General features: G+C 72.7%; 26 protein-coding genes. 13 read left to right on the top strand and 13 right to left on the bottom strand.

Going from position 1 to position 19145, the window contains the following annotated elements:
- Positions 1–64: 64 nt before the first annotated feature.
- Together ACFV5N_RS11725 and ACFV5N_RS11720 are read right to left on the bottom strand one after the other, a co-directional pair.
- Positions 65–667 carry a TIGR03086 family metal-binding protein gene (locus ACFV5N_RS11725; protein WP_385597425.1) on the bottom strand — a complete coding sequence of 201 codons (603 nt, stop codon included), beginning with the start codon at positions 665–667 and terminating at the stop codon, positions 65–67.
- Between the two features lie 75 nt (positions 668–742).
- Complete coding sequence (locus tag ACFV5N_RS11720; protein ID WP_385597431.1) at positions 743–1783, bottom strand: LacI family DNA-binding transcriptional regulator; 1041 nt, start codon at positions 1781–1783, stop codon at positions 743–745.
- Between the two features lie 170 nt (positions 1784–1953).
- Between ACFV5N_RS11720 and ACFV5N_RS11715 the strand changes: the two genes are divergently transcribed.
- Genes ACFV5N_RS11715 through ACFV5N_RS11700 form a run of 4 tightly spaced genes read left to right on the top strand, consistent with a single transcriptional unit; the run spans position 1954 to position 6271 of the window.
- Positions 1954–3309, top strand: coding sequence for an ABC transporter substrate-binding protein (locus ACFV5N_RS11715; RefSeq protein WP_385597422.1), 1356 nt, complete (start codon positions 1954–1956; stop codon positions 3307–3309).
- A gap of 5 nt (positions 3310–3314) precedes the next feature.
- Positions 3315–4274, top strand: coding sequence for a carbohydrate ABC transporter permease (locus tag ACFV5N_RS11710; protein ID WP_385597420.1), 960 nt, complete (start codon positions 3315–3317; stop codon positions 4272–4274).
- On the top strand, positions 4271–5095 hold the full coding sequence (locus tag ACFV5N_RS11705) for a carbohydrate ABC transporter permease (protein ID WP_385597418.1): 825 nt from the start codon (positions 4271–4273) through the stop codon (positions 5093–5095). The genes ACFV5N_RS11710 and ACFV5N_RS11705 overlap by 4 nt, the downstream gene beginning before the upstream one ends.
- Positions 5096–5137: 42 nt before the next feature.
- Entirely contained in the window at positions 5138–6271 is a 1134-nt protein-coding gene (locus ACFV5N_RS11700) for a glycoside hydrolase family 68 protein (RefSeq protein WP_385597415.1), read from the top strand.
- A 107-nt stretch (positions 6272–6378) separates the two neighbouring features.
- On the opposite strand, the gene ACFV5N_RS11695 is transcribed toward ACFV5N_RS11700, so the two are convergent.
- Together ACFV5N_RS11695 and ACFV5N_RS11690 are read right to left on the bottom strand one after the other, a co-directional pair.
- Positions 6379–6975: a LysE family translocator gene (locus tag ACFV5N_RS11695; RefSeq protein WP_385597413.1), complete on the bottom strand. Its 597-nt coding sequence runs from the start codon at positions 6973–6975 to the stop codon at positions 6379–6381.
- Complete coding sequence (locus ACFV5N_RS11690) at positions 6972–7703, bottom strand: metallophosphoesterase (protein WP_385597409.1); 732 nt, start codon at positions 7701–7703, stop codon at positions 6972–6974. The genes ACFV5N_RS11695 and ACFV5N_RS11690 overlap by 4 nt, the downstream gene beginning before the upstream one ends.
- Positions 7704–7787: 84 nt before the next feature.
- Here ACFV5N_RS11690 and ACFV5N_RS11685 point away from each other — a divergent pair, with 84 nt between their 5' ends.
- On the top strand, positions 7788–8375 hold the full coding sequence (locus ACFV5N_RS11685) for a CGNR zinc finger domain-containing protein (RefSeq protein WP_385597406.1): 588 nt from the start codon (positions 7788–7790) through the stop codon (positions 8373–8375).
- On the opposite strand, the gene ACFV5N_RS11680 is transcribed toward ACFV5N_RS11685, so the two are convergent.
- Positions 8359–9261 carry an NAD(P)-dependent oxidoreductase gene (locus ACFV5N_RS11680; RefSeq protein WP_385597403.1) on the bottom strand — a complete coding sequence of 301 codons (903 nt, stop codon included), beginning with the start codon at positions 9259–9261 and terminating at the stop codon, positions 8359–8361. The genes ACFV5N_RS11685 and ACFV5N_RS11680 overlap by 17 nt on opposite strands.
- A 108-nt stretch (positions 9262–9369) precedes the next feature.
- Between ACFV5N_RS11680 and ACFV5N_RS11675 the strand changes: the two genes are divergently transcribed.
- Positions 9370–9945, top strand: a complete 576-nt coding sequence (locus ACFV5N_RS11675) for a TetR/AcrR family transcriptional regulator (RefSeq protein WP_385597400.1) — start codon at positions 9370–9372, stop codon at positions 9943–9945.
- An 18-nt stretch (positions 9946–9963) separates the two neighbouring features.
- Here ACFV5N_RS11675 and ACFV5N_RS11670 read toward each other — a convergent pair whose 3' ends face one another.
- Both ACFV5N_RS11670 and ACFV5N_RS11665 read right to left on the bottom strand, forming a co-directional pair.
- On the bottom strand, positions 9964–10203 hold the full coding sequence (locus tag ACFV5N_RS11670) for a hypothetical protein (protein ID WP_019433124.1): 240 nt from the start codon (positions 10201–10203) through the stop codon (positions 9964–9966).
- Positions 10200–10448 carry a hypothetical protein gene (locus ACFV5N_RS11665; protein WP_019433125.1) on the bottom strand — a complete coding sequence of 83 codons (249 nt, stop codon included), beginning with the start codon at positions 10446–10448 and terminating at the stop codon, positions 10200–10202. The genes ACFV5N_RS11670 and ACFV5N_RS11665 overlap by 4 nt, the downstream gene beginning before the upstream one ends.
- Positions 10449–10495: 47 nt before the next feature.
- Between ACFV5N_RS11665 and ACFV5N_RS11660 the strand changes: the two genes are divergently transcribed.
- The gene (locus ACFV5N_RS11660; protein WP_385597396.1) at positions 10496–11395 is read left to right on the top strand and encodes a GNAT family N-acetyltransferase; all 900 of its coding nucleotides are present in this window, start codon (positions 10496–10498) and stop codon (positions 11393–11395) included.
- A 210-nt stretch (positions 11396–11605) separates the two neighbouring features.
- Positions 11606–12196, top strand: a complete 591-nt coding sequence (locus ACFV5N_RS11655; RefSeq protein WP_385597394.1) for a dienelactone hydrolase family protein — start codon at positions 11606–11608, stop codon at positions 12194–12196.
- Between the two features lie 149 nt (positions 12197–12345).
- Here the strand turns inward: ACFV5N_RS11655 and ACFV5N_RS11650 are convergent, their stop codons facing one another.
- Complete coding sequence (locus tag ACFV5N_RS11650; RefSeq protein WP_385597392.1) at positions 12346–13098, bottom strand: SDR family NAD(P)-dependent oxidoreductase; 753 nt, start codon at positions 13096–13098, stop codon at positions 12346–12348.
- 93 nt (positions 13099–13191) lie between these two features.
- Here ACFV5N_RS11650 and ACFV5N_RS11645 point away from each other — a divergent pair, with 93 nt between their 5' ends.
- Positions 13192–13803, top strand: a complete 612-nt coding sequence (locus ACFV5N_RS11645) for a TetR/AcrR family transcriptional regulator (RefSeq protein WP_385597390.1) — start codon at positions 13192–13194, stop codon at positions 13801–13803.
- A 43-nt stretch (positions 13804–13846) separates the two neighbouring features.
- Here ACFV5N_RS11645 and ACFV5N_RS11640 read toward each other — a convergent pair whose 3' ends face one another.
- Positions 13847–14446, bottom strand: coding sequence for a hypothetical protein (locus tag ACFV5N_RS11640; RefSeq protein WP_385597388.1), 600 nt, complete (start codon positions 14444–14446; stop codon positions 13847–13849).
- A 256-nt stretch (positions 14447–14702) separates the two neighbouring features.
- Here ACFV5N_RS11640 and ACFV5N_RS11635 point away from each other — a divergent pair, with 256 nt between their 5' ends.
- On the top strand, positions 14703–15446 hold the full coding sequence (locus tag ACFV5N_RS11635; RefSeq protein ID WP_385597386.1) for a class I SAM-dependent DNA methyltransferase: 744 nt from the start codon (positions 14703–14705) through the stop codon (positions 15444–15446).
- A gap of 51 nt (positions 15447–15497) precedes the next feature.
- Here the strand turns inward: ACFV5N_RS11635 and ACFV5N_RS11630 are convergent, their stop codons facing one another.
- On the bottom strand, positions 15498–15734 hold the full coding sequence (locus tag ACFV5N_RS11630) for a DUF397 domain-containing protein (RefSeq protein ID WP_385597383.1): 237 nt from the start codon (positions 15732–15734) through the stop codon (positions 15498–15500).
- Complete coding sequence (locus ACFV5N_RS11625) at positions 15731–16636, bottom strand: helix-turn-helix domain-containing protein (protein WP_385597381.1); 906 nt, start codon at positions 16634–16636, stop codon at positions 15731–15733. Before ACFV5N_RS11625 ends, ACFV5N_RS11630 begins: the two co-directional genes overlap by 4 nt.
- Before the next feature lie 174 nt (positions 16637–16810).
- On the opposite strand from ACFV5N_RS11625, the gene ACFV5N_RS11620 reads away from it, so the two are divergent.
- The 3 genes from ACFV5N_RS11620 to ACFV5N_RS11610 are packed head-to-tail and all read left to right on the top strand — an operon-like array spanning position 16811 to position 17783.
- Positions 16811–17215: an ATP-binding protein gene (locus ACFV5N_RS11620; RefSeq protein WP_385597378.1), complete on the top strand. Its 405-nt coding sequence runs from the start codon at positions 16811–16813 to the stop codon at positions 17213–17215.
- Positions 17200–17421, top strand: a complete 222-nt coding sequence (locus ACFV5N_RS11615; protein ID WP_247481636.1) for a hypothetical protein — start codon at positions 17200–17202, stop codon at positions 17419–17421. The genes ACFV5N_RS11620 and ACFV5N_RS11615 overlap by 16 nt, the downstream gene beginning before the upstream one ends.
- Positions 17418–17783: a hypothetical protein gene (locus tag ACFV5N_RS11610; protein WP_385597375.1), complete on the top strand. Its 366-nt coding sequence runs from the start codon at positions 17418–17420 to the stop codon at positions 17781–17783. Before ACFV5N_RS11615 ends, ACFV5N_RS11610 begins: the two co-directional genes overlap by 4 nt.
- 28 nt (positions 17784–17811) lie before the next feature.
- Here ACFV5N_RS11610 and ACFV5N_RS11605 read toward each other — a convergent pair whose 3' ends face one another.
- A complete protein-coding gene (locus tag ACFV5N_RS11605) occupies positions 17812–18981 on the bottom strand; it encodes a sensor histidine kinase (protein ID WP_385597373.1) in 1170 nt (389 codons plus the stop codon).
- A partial coding sequence (locus ACFV5N_RS11600; RefSeq protein ID WP_385597428.1) for a helix-turn-helix domain-containing protein occupies positions 18972–19145 on the bottom strand: 174 nt, incomplete at its 5' end. The genes ACFV5N_RS11600 and ACFV5N_RS11605, both read right to left, overlap by 10 nt.

Genomic DNA, 19145 nt, shown 5'->3' with positions numbered 1-19145 from the left:
GTGGCCGGGCCCGTACGCGGTACGCCCCAGGCCGGGGGCGCGGACACCGGCCGGGGCAACGGGATCACCGGCCGCCCGGGCTCCAGGACGGCGACCGTCCGCTGAGCGCCACCGCCCGTTCCAGCAGCGGGGCGTCCGGCGGTACGGGGACGGCCGGGCCGAAGCCGGTGCTCTCCCGCTCCGCCGCGTCCGCCGACTGCGCCAGCAGGGCGAGCGAGGCCCGCGCGGTCGCCTCGTCCGCCCGGTACGGCTGTCCGGTGGCGCGCGCCAGGTCCCAGCCGTGCAGGAACACCTCGTTCAGGGCCACGGCACCGGCCACCGGCGCCGGGAACGTGATCCCCCCGGCCTCGGTCTCGCCCCGCCAGGCGGCCGGTTCGCGCCAGGCCGCCACCAGTTCGTCCAGGTGCGTGCGCAGCCGCCCCCGCCAGTCGCCGGTCAGCTCCGGCCGGGGCGCGGCCGGGTCGGCCGGGTCCGTCCGCGTCGAGGGGCCGAGGTCCTTGCGCGCGGCGTCCCGGAACGCGACGGTCAGGCCCAGCAGATGCTGGAGCAGATCCCGCACCGTGTACGCCGCGCAGGGCGTCGCCGCGCCCAGGTGCCGCTCCTCCACGCCGTCGAGCAGTGCCGCGGCCTGCCGCGCGGCGGGTCCCAGGTCCAGATGTGTCTCCATGGAAGGGCTGACCGGGGCGGGGCCGGAAACTCATCGGCCGCTCCCGCCCCGTCCCCCGGCCGGCCCCCCGCGGTGTCAGCCGGCCGCGGGAGCCACCGACTCGCGCAGCCGGGCCGGCATCGGGACCCGGATCTGCCGGTTCTCGGGGGGCAGTCCTCCGCGGTGCCGCTCGATCTCCGAGAACAGCGCGTCGACGGCGGTGCGGCCCAGCTCGTGGTGCGGGAGCGCGACGGTGGTGAGCTTGGGCCGGATCCAGGTGGCGATGGGGTGGTCGTCGAAGGAGATCACGGAGACGTCGTCCGGCACCTTCAGCCCCGCCGCGTCGAGTGCCTGATAAGCGCCCAGGGCCAGCCGGTCGTTGAGGCAGATCAGGGCGCGCGGCCGGTCGCAGGACAGCAGCTCGCGGGTGGCCTCGTACCCGTACTCCGGCTGCCAGTCGGGGCACACCCGGCCGCTGGCGATCTTCACCGATTCCCGGGCGAAGACCTCGCGGATACCGGCGAGCCGTTCGGCCCCCGCGACGGCTCCGGGCGGCACATCGCGCACCCCGGGACCGGCGCCGATCAGATGGATGCCGTCCCGGTGCCCCGCGCCGAGCAGCACCCGGGCCGCCTCGCGCCCGGCGCCGGTCTCGTCGGGGATCACCGAAGGCAGGGGCGGGGAGGACCGGTCCGGCAGCGCGTTCAGCAGGACGGCCGGCCCTCCGGAGAGCACGGACGGCACGGCGAGGGTGCGGGTGAACATCGAGGCGAACACGATCCCGTCGACCCGCCGGTCGTGCATGGCCTGGAGCAGTCCTTCCTCCAGGTCCGGCTCGCCCTCCGTCTCGCCGATGAACAGCATGACGCCGCGCTCGCGCGCGGCCTCCAGCGCTCCCTTGATCATGTCGCCCGCCAGCCGGGAGGTCGCCACGGTGTCGGAGACGAATCCGATGGTCCGGGTCGTCCCGGTGCGCAGAGCGACGGAGACGATGTCCGGGCGGTAGCGCAACGCGTCGGCGGCTTCCAGGACGCGCCGCTCCACGTCGCGGGAGATCCGCATCTCCCGGCCCCGCCCGGAGAGCACCAGGGACGCGGTGGTGCGGGACACCCCGGCGCGTTCGGCCACATCGGTCATGGTCACCCGTCGCACTCCCACCGGAGAACCTCCCACGTATCGAGCCTGACAAGAACCTTGACATCTACCGGAACGGGGCGTAACACTAACCGCCGCTAACACGATTTAGCAACGGCGCAGGACATTCCCGCCCCTGGCGGTTCGTCCATGAAATCCACGGAGTGTGCGCAATGACGCGTTCCATCAGCCGTCGGGAAGCCGCGCTCGGTTTCCTCGCCCTCGCGGGAACGGTGGCCGTAGGCTGCGGTGGGCCGGGAAGCAGCGGCCCCGAGCCGTCGAAGCCCGGCGCCTCCCCCTCGCAGGCACCGGCCATCGGCACCGAACCGGTCACCCTCACGGCGTACTTCGAGACCGGCTTCCCCATGGCGCGCGCCCTGACGGAGGAGTTCACCCGGCAGTACCCCAACGTCACCTGGGACATACGCGAGGACCAGTTCGCGGTGATCACCCAGAACGCGCCGCGCGTACTCGCCGACGACCCGCCGGACCTCATGCGCCTCCCGCAGCTCTCCGAACTGGTGAGCAACGGTCTGCTGCTGGACCTCGACGGGTACGCGAAGGTCTTCGGGTGGGACCAGTGGCCCCCGTCCCAGCTGGAACAGCTGCGCTCCGCCCCGGAGGGCTCCCCGCGCGGCGAGGGGCCGCTGTACGGGATGGGCCTGAACTTCAGCATGACCGGCGTCTTCTACAACAAGACCCTCGCCGAGCGGATCGGCATGACGGCCCCGCCGGCCACGCTCGCGGAGTTCGACGACCTGCTGGCCGCGGCCCACGAGGCCGGGATCGTGCCGATCGTCCAGTTCAACGGCGGCGCCACCGGCGGCTTCGCGTTCCCACTCCAGAACCTCATGGCGGTCTACGGAGAGCCCGGGCCGATCAACGACTGGATCTACCAGCGTCCCGGCGCCACCATCGACACCCCCTCGAACCTCTCGGCGGTCGGCCATCTCCAGGACTGGATCCGGGCCGGGTACTTCGACCCGGACGCCAACGCGATGGAGTACGCCCAGATGATGGGCACGTTCCTGGCCGGTGGCGGACTGTTCATGTTCAACGGCGACTGGGAGTCCGGGAATCTGGACGCGGAGATGCCCGGGGAGGTGGGCTTCTTCGTGATGCCGCCGCGCGAGGCGGGCGGTCCGGTCGCCGCGATGTCCGCGCCCCTGACCTACGGCATCGGCGCCCACGCGAAGAACCCGGACCAGGCGGCGTACTTCCTCAACTGGGTGGCGACCGACGAACGCGCCCGGGAGATCGCGGTCGAGATCGGCGGCTCGCACCCGATGGGGCTGCCCGACGCGCCCATGCCCGAGGTGGCCGAAGGCACCGTCACCGCCCAGACGCTGGCGGCCGGAGCCCAGGTCTCCGGGGACAACGGCGCCATGGACTTCATCGCCAACGCCACCGGCTCCATCTACGCCAAGGGCTGGACCCCGCAGCTGCAATTGCTGTTCGCGGGCGAGCAGACCCCCGAGGGGCTGCTGGCGGCGGTGCAGCGCGAGTACGCCTCCGGAACCGGGAGCTAGGACCGGTGAACTCCCCGACGACGGAACCGGCGGCGAGCCGGACCGCCGCCCCGCCCCGCGGAGCCGGGCGCCGGGGCGGCGGCCGGCCGCCCGCCGGCCTCTCCACCCGGTGGTGGGTCGGCTGGCTGTTCGCCGCCCCGGCCCTGGCGGTCTACGCGGTGTTCGTCCTGTGGCCGATGCTCCTCACCTTCCAGTACTCGCTCTACGAGTGGAACGGCATCGGCGCCTCGACCTGGGTGGGGCTCGACAACTACCACCGGGTGTTCAGCGACCCGGAACTCTTCCGGACGATCCTCAACGCCTTCCGGCTCATCGTGTTCTTCAGCGTGGTCCCGGTGCTGCTCGGCCTGGCGATCGCCGCGACCATCCGGCGTATCGCCGCCAGCCGGCTCGCCCTGGTCGCCCGGACGGTCGTGTTCATCCCCCAGGTCATCCCCCTGGTGGCCGTCGGCATCACCTGGACCTGGCTGCTGTCCTCCAACGGCCTGGTCAACCAGGTGCTGTCGGCCGTCGGTCTGGGCGGGACCACCCGCGCCTGGCTCGGCGATCTGTCCACGGCGCTGCCCGCGGTCGGTGTGATGGGCGCCTGGGTGATGCTCGGTCTGTGCACGCTGCTGCTGCTGGCGGGCATGAGCAAGATCGATCCCGCCCTCTACGAGGCGGCCCGGCTCGACGGCGCGGGCCCGGTACGGGAGTTCTTCTCCGTCACCGTGCCCAGCCTGCGGCAGGAGATCGGCGTCTGCGTCACCGTGACCGTCATCGCCGCGCTGGCCAGCTTCGACATCATCTACATCTCCACCCAGGGCGGCCCGGGCAACGCCACCATGGTGCCCGGCCTGGAGATCTTCTACCAGGCCTTCTCCGACCGGCAGATCGGGGTGGCGTCCGCGCTGGCGGTGGTCCTCATGGTGCTGGTGCTCCTGTGCGTCCTGCCCGTCCAGCGGCTCACCAGGGAGCGGCCATGATCGTCGGCAAACGTGAAGCGTGGACGGGACGGCTGTTCCTCGTCGCCCTGATGGTCGTCACGATCGTGCCGTTCCTCAGCCTGTTCGTCACCGCCCTGCACCCGTCCGGGAGTTACCCCTCGGGCCTCCAGTGGCCGGACGACCCGCAGTGGGGGAACTTCGTCCGCGCCTTCGAGGCCGCCCGCATGGGCGAGCTGCTGTGGTCGAGCACGCTGATCGTGCTGGGCGTGGTGCCCGTCTCGCTGATCCTCGGCACCATGGCCGGGTTCGCGCTCGGCCATCTGCGGATGGCCGGCGGCCCGCTGCTGTTCCTGCTGTTCGTCCTCGGCCTGACGCTGCCGTTCGAGGGCATCATCACCCCGCTGTACTACCTGGTGCGCGACCTGGGGTTCCTCAACACCCGGTGGGCCATCATCCTGCCGCTGATCGGGCTGTACATGCCGTTCGCCGTCTACTGGATGCGCGCGCACTTCGTCAATGTGCCCACGGAACTCTCCGAGGCGGCCCAGCTCGACGGCGCGGGCGTCTGGCAGGTGTTCTGGCGGATCCATGTCCCGCTGGCCGCCCCCGCCCTCTCCTCGCTCGCGATCCTGCTGTTCCTGTGGACGTGGAACCAGTTCCTGCTCGCCATCGTGCTCGTCGACGATCCGGGGCAGCGCACCATGGCCGGCGCGCTCGGCGCCTTCCAGGGGCAGTGGGGCACGGACATCCCCCTGCTGTGCGCCGGATCGCTGCTGATCCTGGCGCCCACCCTGACCGTCTTCCTCATCTTCCAGCGCCGTTTCGTCTCCGCCCTGCTCCAGGGCTCAGTGAAGGGCTGACCGACTCATGGCAACCGACAACGGCACGAAGGCGGGCGCGGCGTGACCGATGTCCGCACCACGCGGTGGACCCGGGCCGACCTCGACCGGCTCGCCGACGACCCCGCCACCACCGCTCCCCCGATCGGCGCCACCGGCGCCCGGGTGCTGGCGGACCGGGACGTGTGGGACCTGTGGCCCGTGCAGGAGGAGGACGGCTCGCCCACCGTCCTGGACGGCCGGGAACTGTGGATGACGCTGTCCGCTCCCGCCTCCGGCCACCCGGAACTGCGCCACGACATCGCCCGGCTGTGGCTGCTCGCCCGGGCGGGCGACCGCTGGACGGACCTGGGCCCGGTGTTCCCCGACGGGGCCTCCCCCGGCAGCCGGGAATGGTCCGGGTGCGCGGTACGGCGCCCCGACGGCACGGTGTCGGTCTTCTACACCGCGACCGGTACGCGCGGGGAGCCACGCCCCACCTTCCATCAGCGGGTCGTGGAGGCCCGCCCGGCCCTGATCACGGCGGACGGGGCGGCGCGGCTGTCCCCGGAGGCGGAGCACCGGGTCGTGCTGCGCTCGGACGGCCGCGTCTATCTGCCCGCCGACGAGGTGGACGGCGGGCCGGGGCGGATCAAGGCGTTCCGCGATCCCGCCTGGTTCCGGGACCCGGCGGACGGGGCGGCGTACCTGCTGGTGGCCGCCAGTGTGCCCTGGGGCGACCGCTTCATGGGGGCCGTAGCCCCGGCCCGGTGGACGGACGGCGCCTGGCGGCTGCTTCCGCCGCTGGTCGTGGCCGAGGGCGTCAACCACGAGATCGAACGGCCGCATGTGGTCGTCCACGGGTCGCGCTACTACCTGTTCTTCTGCACCAGCCGGCAGGCGTTCCACCCGCCGGGCGCGCCCACCGGGCTGTACGGTTTCGTCGCCGACGCGCTGACCGGGCCGTACCAGCCGCTGAACGGCTCCGGGCTGGTGCTGCGCAACCCGCCGGAGCGCCCGGATCAGGCGTATGCCTGGTGGGTTCTCGGGGATCTGCGGGTGGTGGGCTTCACCAACTATCCGCGTACCGGCGGCGCCGATCCCCGGGAGCTGCCCGCTGCCGAGGCCCGCGCGTCCTTCGGGGGGACGGCCGCGCCGACGCTCCGGCTGATCCTCGACGGACCGGCCGCGCGGGTGGTGCCGGGGGCGGGGGCCTGAACTCCCCTTCCCCGGGGGCGGATTCCCGCTCCGGGGCCGCCCCGGGCGGGCCTCCGTCCGGGGCCCGGCACCACGGCGCCGGCCGCCCGTCATGCGCCGACCCGGCGTCAGCCGCTGAGCAGGCCCCATCCCCCGAGCCCGATCAGCACGGCCCCGGCGATCCGGCCGACCGTGCGCCGGAAGCGTTCGCCGCCCGGGCGGGCGGTGGTGCGGGGCAGCAGCAGGGCCCAGGCCGTGAGCCACAGCGAGACCATGACGGTCTGTACGGTGGCCAGCGCCAGGATCTGCCCGGCGAGCGGTCGTCCCGGGGTGAGGAACTGCGGGATCAGGGTCAGGAAGACCGAGGCCGCCTTCGGGTTGAGGAGATTGGCGAACAGCGCCTGCGGATAGGCGGACCGCAGGCGCCGGCCCCGTCCGGCCGGACGCGGCGCCCGGCCCGCCGACCACCAGGTCCACGCGCCGAGCCCGATGAGGTAGCAGGCCCCGGCCACCCGGACCACGGTGAACGCCGTCTGGGAGCTCATGACGAGCGCGGAGAGCCCGGCGACGGCGAGCGCGGCGTGCGCGTACAGGCCGGTGGCCGTGCCGAGGACGACGGGCACCGCCCGCCGCCGTCCGCCTTCGGTGACGTGCCGGATGAGCAGCGTCAGGCTGGCTCCCGGTGTGATGACCAACGGCAGGATCGCCAGGGCGAAGCCCGTCACGGGACGACGCGGAAGTGCGTGGTGAGCCGCGCGGCGTCGTCGAGGAGGTGGTAGGCGAGGGCCGGCGGCTGGTCGCGGTCGGCGGGCCGGTCGCCTTCCCAGGGCATCCGCAGTGTCCAGGTGACGGCGGGCGCCACCAGCAGCGGGCGGCCGGCGAAGACGGAGGCGGCGGCGGTGTGGGCGTGTCCGGTGAGGACGGCGGCGACCCGGGGGTGTGCGGCGAGTACGGCGGCCAGGTCGTCCGGGTTCCGGAGCATCCCGGCGTCCGGCAGCGGGTGGTGGAGGGCGACGGGCGGCTGGTGGAAGGCGATGAGCGCGGGGGTGTCCTGGTCGGCCGGGTCGGCGAGGACGTCCTCCATCCACGCCCGGGTCTCCGTCTCCAGCCGTCCCTCGTCCCGGCCGGGGATGGTGACGTCGCACATGAGGACGGTGACGCCGGGGAGGCGGTGCACCTGGTTGCGGGGCCCGAACGCCGCCTCGTACGGGGCGCGGACGTCGTGGTTGCCCGGACAGGTCAGCACCGGGAGCGGCAGTTGGAGGATCCGGGCCGCCTCGGCGTACTCCTCGGCCGTGCCGTGGTCGGCGATGTCGCCGGTGACCAGCAGGGCGTCGACGGGGCGCGGCAGGTCGCGCAGCTGCCGCACGACCCGGGTGGCGCGTTCGGTCGCCCGCTCGGTTCCGTCCAGGTGCAGATCGCTGATCTGGGCAAGCAGCAGCACGGCCGCCATCCTTTCTCACGGTAATTTTATGTTTTACCGTGAGGACCATAGACTGACCGCGCCGATGTCATCAAGTGAGCGGAGAGGGACGCGATGGAGGAGCGCCGACTCGCCCTGGACCTGGCGAGCACCATCCGGCACGACGGTGCGGGCGGCGTGGCCGACGACCTGGCCACGGTCGCCGGCCTCGCGGACTGGCTGTCCGGCCCGCTCGGCCGGCCCACCGGTGAGGTACGGGCGGACGAGCCGCTGCGACTGCGGATCACCGCCCTGCGGGCCGCCGTCCGCGCCCTGTTCGCCCGCGCGGTCAGCCCGGGCCCGCCGAGTCCGGCCGACGCCCACCGGCTGCTACCGCACGACGAGGCGCTGGCCCGCCTCAACGCCGCCGCCGCCCTGGAACCCGTCACCCCACAGCTGCGCTGGCCGGCCGGCGGCGCCCCGGCCCCCGGCGCGCTCCCCTCGGCCGCCACCCCTCAGGACCGGCTGCTGGCCGAGCTGGCCCGCGCCGCGATCGCCTTCCTGACCGGCCCCGAACGCGAGCGGCTGCGCGCCTGCACCGCGCCGCGCTGCGTCCGCTACTTCGTCAAGAGCCACGGCCGCCAGGAGTGGTGCAAGCCCTCGTGCGCCGACCGCGCCCGCGCCGCCCGCCACTACCGGCGGCGGGTCAGCCCTTCCGGATGAGCTCCAGGATCCGGGAGAAGCTGTCGGCGCCGTACCCGGCCGCCATCCCGCGCTCGAACAGCGTGGCGACCGTGGCCGGGAGGGTGGTGTCCACGCCCGCGTCCGCCATGGTGTGCAGCACGTGGTCGACGCTGGCCGCGCCCATGGCGAGCCGGTCCACGTCGCCGGTGTGGTCGCCCGCGTCGATCCGCCCGGCGTAGAAGGTGTAGAACCCGGCCAGCGAGTCGGAGGTGTCGGTCGCGAACGGCAGGATGTCGGTCGCGCTCAGCCCGTTGGCCTCGGCGAGGGCGATGGCCTGCCAGTAACTCAGCATCGAGGTCCAGAAGATGCCCATGTTGATCTGGTAGAGCAGCGCCGCGAGACCGGTGTCCTCGCCCCGGTAGTCGGCCACGCCCGCGAGCACTTCGAGCGCCGCCCGGTGCCGGTCGAACACCGCGCGCGGACCGCTGTAGAGGATCACCGACCCCTCCTGCCCGACCCCGGCCGGGGAGACCGTGACGCCGCCGGTGAGCTGCACGGCACCGTGCCCGGCGAACCACTGGGCACCGGCCCGGGTCTTCTCCGGGGTGTCCGAGCTGAGGTTGACGACCGTCCGCCCCTTCAGCGCCCCGGTGGCGGGCTCCAGGACGGCGTACACGGCGGCGTAGTCGGTGAGGCTGAGCACCACCAGCTCATTGGCCTCCAGCGCCGCCGCCGCGCTGGGGGCGAGGACGGCGCCGCGCGCGACGAGCGCGTCCGCGCGGGCGGCGGTGCGGTTCCAGAGGGTGACCGCGTAGCCCCGGTCGAGGTAGGCCCCCGCCATGGCCTGCCCCATGGGGCCGAGCCCGATGACGGTGACGGACCGCTGCTCCTGCCGGTCCCGCTGCTCCTGCTGCGTGCTGCTCATGCCGGGTCCCTTTCCCCTGACTAAAACGAGCGCTCTATTTAGTGCGCGGCCAGAACGTACCACAGCACTGGAACGAACGCTCTACTCAGCAGCCGGTACGGTGGCCGCATGCAGCAGACCAGCACCCGGGACCGGATCGTCGTCGCCGCCGCCCGCCTGCTCCAGCGCCAGGGGTACGTCGGCACCGGCATCAAGCAGATCGCCCAGGAGGCGGGCGCCACGCTCGGCTCCGTCTACCACTTCTTCCCGGGCGGCAAGGAGACGGTGGCCGTCGCCGCGATCCGGCACAGCGGCGCGGAGTTCGCCGACCTGCTGCGCCGTTCCCTGGCCCGGGAGGAGCACCCGGCCGACGCGGTCGCCGCCTGCGCCCGCGAACTCGCCACCGGCCTGCGGGAGTCGGGCTGGATCGACGGCTGCCCGGTCACGGCGGCGGCGCTGGAGACCCTGGGCACGGACTCGGAGATCCAGCAGGTGTGCGCCGACGCGCTGAGCCAGTGGGAGGGGCTGGTGCACGACAAGCTGCTGGCCGGCGGCTACCCGCCCGAGGACGCCCGCGAGCTGGCCACCACCGTCATCTCCGCCCTGGAGGGCGCCGAGGTCACCGCCCAGGTCACCCGCTCCGAGGCACCGCTGCTCGCCACGGGCCGTCAGCTCACCCGCCTGCTGCGCTCGTACGGGATCTGACGGGCCCGCACCCCCGGCTCACAGGGAGATGAGCCGGACCACCGTGACCGTCAGGACGGTGGCTGACACGACGTAGCGCACGATGGCCCCCGCCACCGTGGCGTCCCGGCGGTCCCGGTCGCCGCCGACCTCCGTGGAGCCGTGGCCGTACGGGTCGCGGGCGATCGTCGTCGCCATGGCGCTCTCGAACTCCGACCGGCGCGGCATCTTGCGCAAGCCGTCGTCGGCCGGCGGCGCGTAGGCGATGCGATGCCTCACCCGGCGCCGTGCCGCTCGGCCTCTTCCCGGGCCAGCCGCTCCATCGTGGCGTCGGCGTCCGGGTCGGGAACGGCCTCCAGCATCCAGTGCCGCATCACGGCGTGGATCTCGTGCACCCCGGCCTCGTTGATGGCCGTGTCGAAGTCGGCCCGGCGCTGCGGGGGCAGGGCGGCCCGGATGTCCGGAATGCTGTTCGGGACATCCACCTCTCTGCCCGCCACCCAGGTCTTCAGCGGTTCTGCCACAGGGGCAGCGTACCGCCCCGCCGCACTCCCTGACTAAAGTCAGAGACATGGACACCGCACAGATCGACCAGGTACGCCGCTTCAACCGCACCATCACCGAACGCGTCGGCGTACTCCACGACCACTACCTGGGCCGCGACCGCCCCATCGGCGAGGCCCGGCTGCTGTGGGAGATCGGCGAGCACGGGCGGGACGTGCGGTGGCTGCGCGAGCGCCTCGGCCTGGACTCGGGGTACGTCAGCCGGCTGCTGCGCTCCCTGGAGCAGTCCGGACTGATCACCGTGGAACAGCGCCCGGAGGACAAGCGGCTGCGCACCGTCCGCCTCACCGACGCCGGCCGCGCCGAGTGCGCCGTCCTGGACCGGCGCAGCGACGAGGTGGCGGGCGGACTGCTCGCACCGCTCAACCCGGCCCAGCGTGCCCGCCTGGTCGCCGCCCTGGCCGAGGCCGAACGGCTGCTGACCGCCGGAACCGTCTCCCTCGACGAAGTCGACCCCGGCCACCCGGACGCCCAGCACTGTCTGCGGTCCTTCTTCGCCGAGCTGAGCGAACGCCTGGACACCGGCTTCGACCCCGCCCGCAGCCTGCTCCCCGACGCGGGTGAACTCCGGCCCCCGCGCGGCGTCTTCCTGGTCGCCCGGCTGCACGGGACGCCGGTCGGCTGCGCCGGGCTGAAGCTCCCGGCCGACGCGCCCGCCGAGATCAAGCGCATGTGGGTCTCCCCCGCCACCCGTGGCCTGGGCCTGGCCCGCCGGCTGATCACCGAACTGGAGCGGCGGGCGGCGGCCCACGGGTACGACCTGCTGCGGCTGGACACCAACAAGGCGCTGACGGAGGCCATCCGGCTGTACCACGCCTGCGGGTTCGAGGAGATCCCGGCCTTCAACTCCGAGCCGTACGCCCACCACTGGTTCGAGAAGCGGATCGCCCCGGCCGGCCCGGCCTGAGCCCTTCTCCTGGCCCTCGCGCGCCGCCCGGGTCGCCCGGGCGGCGCGGACGTACGGGGCCGGCCGGCCGTTGCGGACCGGCCGCGCCGGCCGAACGGGGCACCCGGCGGCCGGCTCGCTCCGCTCCGTTCACCGGCACCACCGTGCCGGTCGCGGGAGGACCGTGACGGGCCGTCGGTGGCGGCCATCACGGTGGGGCAGGATGGCACGATGGCCCACATCGCGCTGTTCCACTCCGTGCTCGGTCTGCGTCCGGTGGAACGCCTCGCCGCCGACCGACTGCGGCGCGCCGGACATCGGGTGGTCACACCCGACCTCTTCGGCGGCGAGACCGCGGCCACCCTCGACCAGGGGTTCGCACTGCTCGACCGGGTGGGCTGGGCAGTGGTGATCGACCGTGCCCGGCGGGCGCTGCGGGAGCTGCCGGACGAGACCGTGCTCGCCGGTGTCTCCATGGGAACCGGCGTCGTCACCGAACTCTGGCCCGAGCGCACCGCCACCGCCGGTGTTCTGCTGCTGCACGCCCCGGCCGAGCTGCCCGCATCCGTACGCCCGGGCACGCGGGTGCAACTGCACGCGGCCGAACCGGACGACTTCGTCCCACCCGACAGTGTGGCAGCGCTCCGTCGCGCCGCGCGGGAGCGGGATGTCGCCCTGGACGTCTTCCGCTATCCGGGGGCCGGCCACTTCTTCACCGATGCTCAGCTCGACGACCACGACCCGGCCGCCGCCGAGCTGACCTGGCGCCGGGTGCTGGACTTCCTCGCGCCCGGCGCGGCGTCCGGGGACGCCGCGCCGTAGCCGTCCGGTACGGGGCGATGCCCGGCCGGACGGGCGCTCGGTGAACACGCCCGCGCCACCACGACGGTATCCGCCGCCCGCCTCTCGCGGCTCGCGGGAGTGCCCCGGGCCCCGGGCCCCGGGCCCCGGGCCCCTCCCACCGTCACGGCTCAGATCTGGTTCTCTCCCCCGTCCACGTAGACGTTGGCGCCGAGCATGAAGCTGCTCTGCCCGGAGGCGAGGAAGGCCACCACCCCGGCGACCTCCTCCGGGCGCCCCATCCGGCCGATCGCGGTGTCCGTGGCGAGGCGGGCGCGGGCGGCGACGGCGTTCTCCTCGCCCCCGAACAGCTCCGTGATCCCGGTCGTGTCGACCGGCCCCGGCGAGATGGCGTTGACCCGGACGCCCCGGCCCTTCAGTTCGTTGGCCCAGGTCCGGGCGAAGGACCGGACGGCGGCCTTGGACGCCGCGTACAGGCCGAATGCCTCCGTCCCGTTGTCGGCGGCGGTCGAGGCGTTGAGGATCACCGACGCGCCGTCGTTGAGCAGCGGCAGCGCCTTCTGCACGGTGAGCAGCGTGCCCCGTACGTTGACGCCGAACACCCGGTCGATCTGCTCCTCGGTGGTGTCCTCCAGGGTCGCGAACAGGGCGGTCGCCGAGTTCGCGAAGACCACGTCGAGGCCGCGGCCCCGGGCGCGGACCGCCGCGTACAGCCGGTCCAGGTCGGCGGGGTTCGTGATGTCCCCGGGCACGGCCGTCACCGATGCCGCGCCGATGGTCTCCACGGCCGCGGCCAGTTCGGGCTCACGCCGCCCGATGATGAACACGTGCGCGCCCTCGGCCGCCAGCCGTACGGCGCTGGCCAGGCCGATGCCCGTGTGGCCACCGGTGATGACGGCCGTCTTGCCTTCAAGCTGCCCCATGCGACTGCCCTCCACAGATATCTGTACCGATCGGTACTGAAGGAGAACGTAGCACATCAGAACCGATCGGTACGGAAGAGGTAGGCTGAGCCCATGGAGACGCGACAGAAGGGGCCGATCGGCCGCCCGCGCGGGTTCGACGCCGACACGGCGCTCGAAGCGGCCATGCGGGTCTTCTGGGAGCAGGGCTACGAGGGCGCCAGCCTCACCGACCTCACCGCCGCCATGGGCATCACCCGCACCAGCATGTACGCGGCCTTCGGCAACAAGGAGGAGTTGTTCCGCAAGGCCCTGGACCGCTACACCGAGGGCCCCGCCTCCTATGCGGCCCGGGCGCTGCGGGAGCCGACCGCCCGGGGCGTGGCCACCGCCTTCCTGAACGGCGCCGTCGAGCTCTCCACCCGCCCCGGGTGCCCCGCCGGCTGCCTCGGCGTCCAGGGCGCCCTCGCCGCCGGGGAGTCCGGGCGCACCGCGCGGGACACGCTCGCCGACTGGCGCAACGGGGGCGTCGGCCTGCTGCGCGACCGGTTCCGGCAGGCCGTCGACGAGGGCGATCTGCCCCCCGGCACCGACCCCGGACGGCTCGCCCGCTACCTCATGACCTTCGCCAACGGCCTCGCCGTCCAGGCGGCGAGCGGGGCCACCCGCGAAGACCTCCAGCACGTGGCGGACATGGCCCTGCGCGGCTGGCCGGGCAGCGGCTGAGAACCCGTTCCCTGTGCCCGGTCGGCGGGCGGACCTCTCCCCGCTAGGCGGGACCGGGCCCCGGCTGCTGGAGAACTCGCCGCCGGATGAACACCGTCCCGCCCAGCACAGCGCACAGGGCGAACACATAGGCCGCGAACGCCCAGGACTCGGGCTCCCACGAGGTGATCGTCATGAGCGTCACCCCGGCACCGATGCCGACCAGGACATAGAACAGCAGATTCTCCGAGTACGGATCGCGCCAGGCTTTCACGAGCGTCGGCAACGCCGCGGCGGCGTCGGCCACGACGACGCACACCACCGCCAGCGGGGCGTGCTCCAGCACCAGCCACACCACGAGCGCGACGGCCGCGACAGCCGCGCAGACCTTGTCGAAGCCACTGATCCGCACCAGGATGTGCCGGGTCAGCAGCCCACACGCCACGACCGCGACCGGCCCGGCACCCGCCGCCAGCGTCTGAACAGCCGGCAAGCCGACACCGGCGTCGAGCTGCGCGGAGAACCCGATCAGCGGCACGGCCGCCCACAGCGCCCACGTCACCACATTCGGACGCGCCGCACCCCTCGCGGTCGCGAAGGCATACCGGACGCTCCCCGCCAGGCCGAGCACCGCGCTGAGGAAAACCCACTGCGGATCCAGCATGCGAGTCTTCCACCGCCCCACGGCACGAGCACCCGGAGTCACCGCAGCACGTCGGTCGCCACCTGATGCGGTGATTCCACCGCGAGAAGGACCTCCGGCACAACCCCGGGCCCGGGAACAGGTTCTGACGGACGGGCCCGGGAGGCGCCGGGGCGGCGGACGGCGGGCGGCGGGCGGCGGACGGAGCGGCGGAGCGGCGGACGGAGCGGCGGAAAACGCTTCGACAACGGCGTCGGCACCCGGGATCCTGGCCCGCATGCCACCGTCACAGGAAGAGATCTGGGACCACGAAACGGCACGCACCTACGACACTCCCGGCACCGGCATGTTCGCACCCGAGGTCATCGAGCCGACGGTGAGCCGCCTCGCCGGACTCGCGGACGGCGGGCCGGTACTGGAGTTCGCGATCGGTACGGGACGGGTCGCCGTCCCGCTCGCCGAGCGCGGGGTACCGGTCACGGGCATCGAACTCTCCCGCCCGATGATCGAGCAACTGCGCGCCAAGGTGGACGCGGACACCATCCCGGTCACCGTGGGCGACATGGCCACGACGACCGTGCCGGGCACCTTCCGGCTCGTCTACCTGGTGTTCAACACCATTTCCAACCTCCTCACCCAGGCCGAGCAGGTCGCCTGCTTCCGCAACGCCGCCCGCCACCTGGCACCCGGCGGACGGTTCGTCATCGAACTGTGGGTGCCAGAACTCCGCAAGCTGCCGCCGGGCCAGCAGGCCATGGTGTGCAACACGGAGAGCGGGTACATCGGCCTGGACACCTACGACCCGGTGCGCCAGCACGTCGTCTCGCACCACTTCCGGTTCGGGGAGGGGCGGGAAGCCCGCCTGTTCCGCAGCCCGCACCGGTACATCTGGCCGGCCGAACTCGACCTCATGGCCCAGCTGGCGGGCTTCGAGCTGGAGTCACGCCACGCGGACTGGCGGGGCGGCGAGTTCACCGCCGAGTCGCCCTCCCACGTGTCGGTGTACCGGCTCCAGGGCTGAGCGTGCGCCCCGGTCGGGGAGTCGCGGACCGCCCGCGCGGCGGTCTGAGGATCACCCCTCCAAGAGGTGGTCGAACTCCCCGGCCTTGGCCGCCTGGAGGAAGGCGGCCAGCTCAGCCCGCGTGTAGCGGAGCGGGGCAAGATCCGGGCGCTTGGAGTCGTCCATCGCGACACCGCCGTCTATCTTCATCAGGCGGACGCAGGCGTCGGCGTTCGGGGAGCTGAGGCTGGACTTGATCCACTCGCCGGACAGCGGGGCTGCGTACAGTTCGGTCTTCGGGTCGGTCATAGCGCCTTCTCAATCTCTTCCATGAGTTCAACTGTCTCTGCGGTACTCAGTGCCACTTCAGCCAGGTCGCTGAAACGCCGACGCATACGCCTGACCTCAGCTGGGTCTGCAACCTCACCGTCACCACGTGGCATCTCATGGATGGCCACGATCTTGTTGTGTGTTCCGGGAAACCTGAACACGTTGAAAGGCGCACCGGCAGTCGCCCCCGCTCCGGCGGAGAAAGGGATGACTCGCAGGCTGACATTCGGCCGCTCAGCCATCTTGCGCAGGTGTTGGAGCTGGCCACGCATGGTGTCCGGCCCTCCGACCACCGGGCGCAGCGCTGACTCCAAGAACAACGCTTGCAGTGTGACAGGTTGGCTGCGGGTCAGGATCTGCTGCCGCCGCAGTCGCGTCTCCACGAAGAGTTCGCGATGTTGCCTACTCTCATCCTTCTGGCCGAAGGCAGCCAGCGCCTCGATGTAGCCCTTTGTCTGGAGCAGCCCCGGCACGTAGGTCCCCGAATGCACCCAGAGCGTATCGGCGGCGTCTTCGAGAGGGAAGATCCGCCCGAACCCGCCGGTGATCAGGCTCCGATACTTCGGCTCCTGCCACCACGACCGGTCGATCGACTTGCCCGTCCGGATGGTCGTCAGGATCTCGGTGCGCTTGGGCTCCTCGACGCCGTAGACCTTCAGCATCCGCTTCAGCAGGGTGTCGTCCGGCCAGCGTTTGCCGCTCTCCACGTAAGAGATCTTGTTCTGCGAGCACTTCAACTGCTTGGCGGCTGCCGTCTGCGTCGCGAAACCGGCCTCCAGACGGAGGCGGCGCAGTTCCGCGCCGACATCCCGCTGGATCGCCAGTGCGCTGGTGTTGACGCTCGTCGACACGGTTCTCCTTTTGCGTTCGTCGAACCCCACCACGCGTCAGCCTAGCGCGGCGTACCTGGGCTCGCGGCCCCTAATGGGTGAATCCGCGCGACTGTCTTGCATACTCACGCGGATATGCACAACACTCCTCTGTGTACGCCCCGACACCATACCGTCGCTGGGCGTGAGCCCTGATCGTGCGCGGTCGGCCGGAAGGAACTCCCCATGCTTGAGCGCGGATTCGTGTTGGCTGTCGGTCGGTACCCCTGCGTCGCGGCGTCCGTCCGCCGTGCCCGGCGGATAGCGGTGGAGGCGTACGCGCCCTTCCCCACCGTGGACCGGGACGCCGTCGAACTGCTCATCTCCGAACTGGCCACCAACGCCGTCCTGCACGCCGCAGGCGACTCCTTCGACGTGCTGTGTCACTCACCGCTCGCCGGCACCGTCCAGGTGGAGGTGCACGACCGGTGCCCGGCCGTTCCGGTGCGGCGACAGGCGCACGCCCAAGACGAATCGGGGCGCGGTCTGGAACTCCTCGATCTGCTCGCCGCCCACTGGCGGACCGAGCGGACCGCGAACGGCAAGAGCCTCATCTTCACTCTCCGGGAGGGCCCGTGTTCGATCCCCTGATCCGCACGATCGTCGTCAACGGCACCGACATCCGCGTCGGGGACGTGGTGGCGGTCGGCGGTATCCCGCACCGTATCCGGGAGTTGCGGGAGGTGTATCCGTCCCGCAAGAAGCTCACCTTCGAGGACGGCAACACCTACGTCCTCGGCAAGCTGCACACCATCGAGGTGACCCGCCGCTTCCCGCCTCTGCGACGGGTGCGGTGAAGGTGCCGGAGGGGCCGCAGTTGTTCGCCCGTACCGGTGTGCTCACCTGCTGGTGGGAGAACGGCCTGTGCGTGATGTGCCGCCGGGAGGGCGTCCCGGTCATCTGGCTGGGGCCGGTGATCCACGGTGCCCGGCACGCCCCGTTCTCGTCCTGCGAGCCGTGCACCGGCTGGCTGGTGCGGTACGTCGGCGGCTACGACCACGACGCCCCGGCGGAGCCGACCGTGTACGGCACCGGGGAGTTACGGCGGCCGACCGCCGAAGAGCTGGGCCTGCGCGTCGTGGTGACCGCGCTGACCCTGCTCACGGCGGCCGGGGCGGCCGGGTCGCTGTGGCTGATCTTCTCCGGCCGCCCCGGGTAGCGGGGGTGTACGGTGCGTGCCGCGCCGCTCAGGGGAAGCGGACCGTGACGGTCAGCCCGCCCTCGGGGCCGGGCTCGGCCGTGGCCCGGGTGCCGTGCGCCGCAGCGATCGAGCGGACGATGGACAGGCCGAGTCCGTGGCCGGTGGTGCCGGTGCGGTCCTGGCCCAGACGCCGGAAGGGTTCGAAGAGTTCCGGGATCCGGTCGGGCGCGATGGCGGGTCCGGTGTTGGTGACGGTCAGGGCGCGGTCGGCGACCGCGACCCGGACCCGGCCGCCGGGACGGTTGTACTGGATCGCGTTGCCCACGAGGTTGGTCAGCAGGTGCCGCAGCAGCACCGGGTCCCCGACGACGGTCAGCGGCGGGCCGTCCACGGTGACCGTCACGCCCGCCGCCCGGGCCGGCTCCGCCAGTTCGGCCGTCACCTGGCGGGCGGTGTCCGCCAGGTCCACCGGTTCGGTCGCCTCGGTGCCCCGGTCGCTGCGGGCGAGCAGCAGCAGCGCGGTGATCAGCCGTTCCGCCTCCCGGTTGGCGGTCAGCAGGTCCTCGCGCACCTCGGCGAGGCCCTCCGGCAGCGGGTCGGCCAGACCGATCTCCAGACTCGCGCGCTGGACCGCCAGCGGGGTGCGCAGTTCGTGGGAGGCGTTGGCGACGAACCGCCGCTGGCTCTCGAAGGACCGCTCCAGCCGGTCCAGCATGCCGTCGAAGGTGTCGGCGAGCCGGTGGAGTTCGTCGTCCGGCCCGGTGAGCGCCAGCCGCTGGTGCAGATTCTGCTCGCTCATGCGCCGGGTGGCCTCCGTCATCGCCGCCACCGGCCGCAGCGCCCGCCCGGCCAGCCACCAGCCGAGCAGCCCGGCCACCACCGCCATCAGGAGCAGGCCGACCGCCGACCACAGGACCATCTGCCGCAACGCCGCGTCCTGGACGGCCTGGACGGTCTGGTCCAGCTGCCGGATCGCCAGGAAGTCGTCCCCGCCGCCGGACTGCGCCACTCCCGTGGGCAGCAACTCGCTCTCCGTCGCTTCCCCGGTGTCCTCCCAGCTGCCCCGGGTCACCTCGATGCCCTTGGCCTGCTCCGCCGTCCCGTACCGGGCCAGCAGCACCACGAAGGCCAGCAGCCCGGTGCCCGTCAGCAGGAACAGCCCGGCGAAGGCCAGCGCCAGCCGGGCGCGGAACGGCCGGTTCCGGATCAGCCGCACAGCCGGTACCCGTCGCCGGTGTCGGGCGCGATGGTGCCGCCGTCGCCCAGTTTGCGGCGCAGCCGGCTGACCACGGCACGGACGGCGCCGGTACGGGGGTCGAGGTGTTCGTCCCACAGGGTGCGGACCAGTTCGCCGTGCGGCACGGCCGCGCCCCGGGCCTG

Origin of the sequence: Streptomyces sp. NPDC059853, from assembly GCF_042731495.1 — a bacterium.
GTDB lineage: Bacteria > Actinomycetota > Actinomycetes > Streptomycetales > Streptomycetaceae > Streptomyces.
Note: the sequence above shows the minus strand (reverse complement) of the source record. Positions and strands in the feature narration are given on the sequence as shown.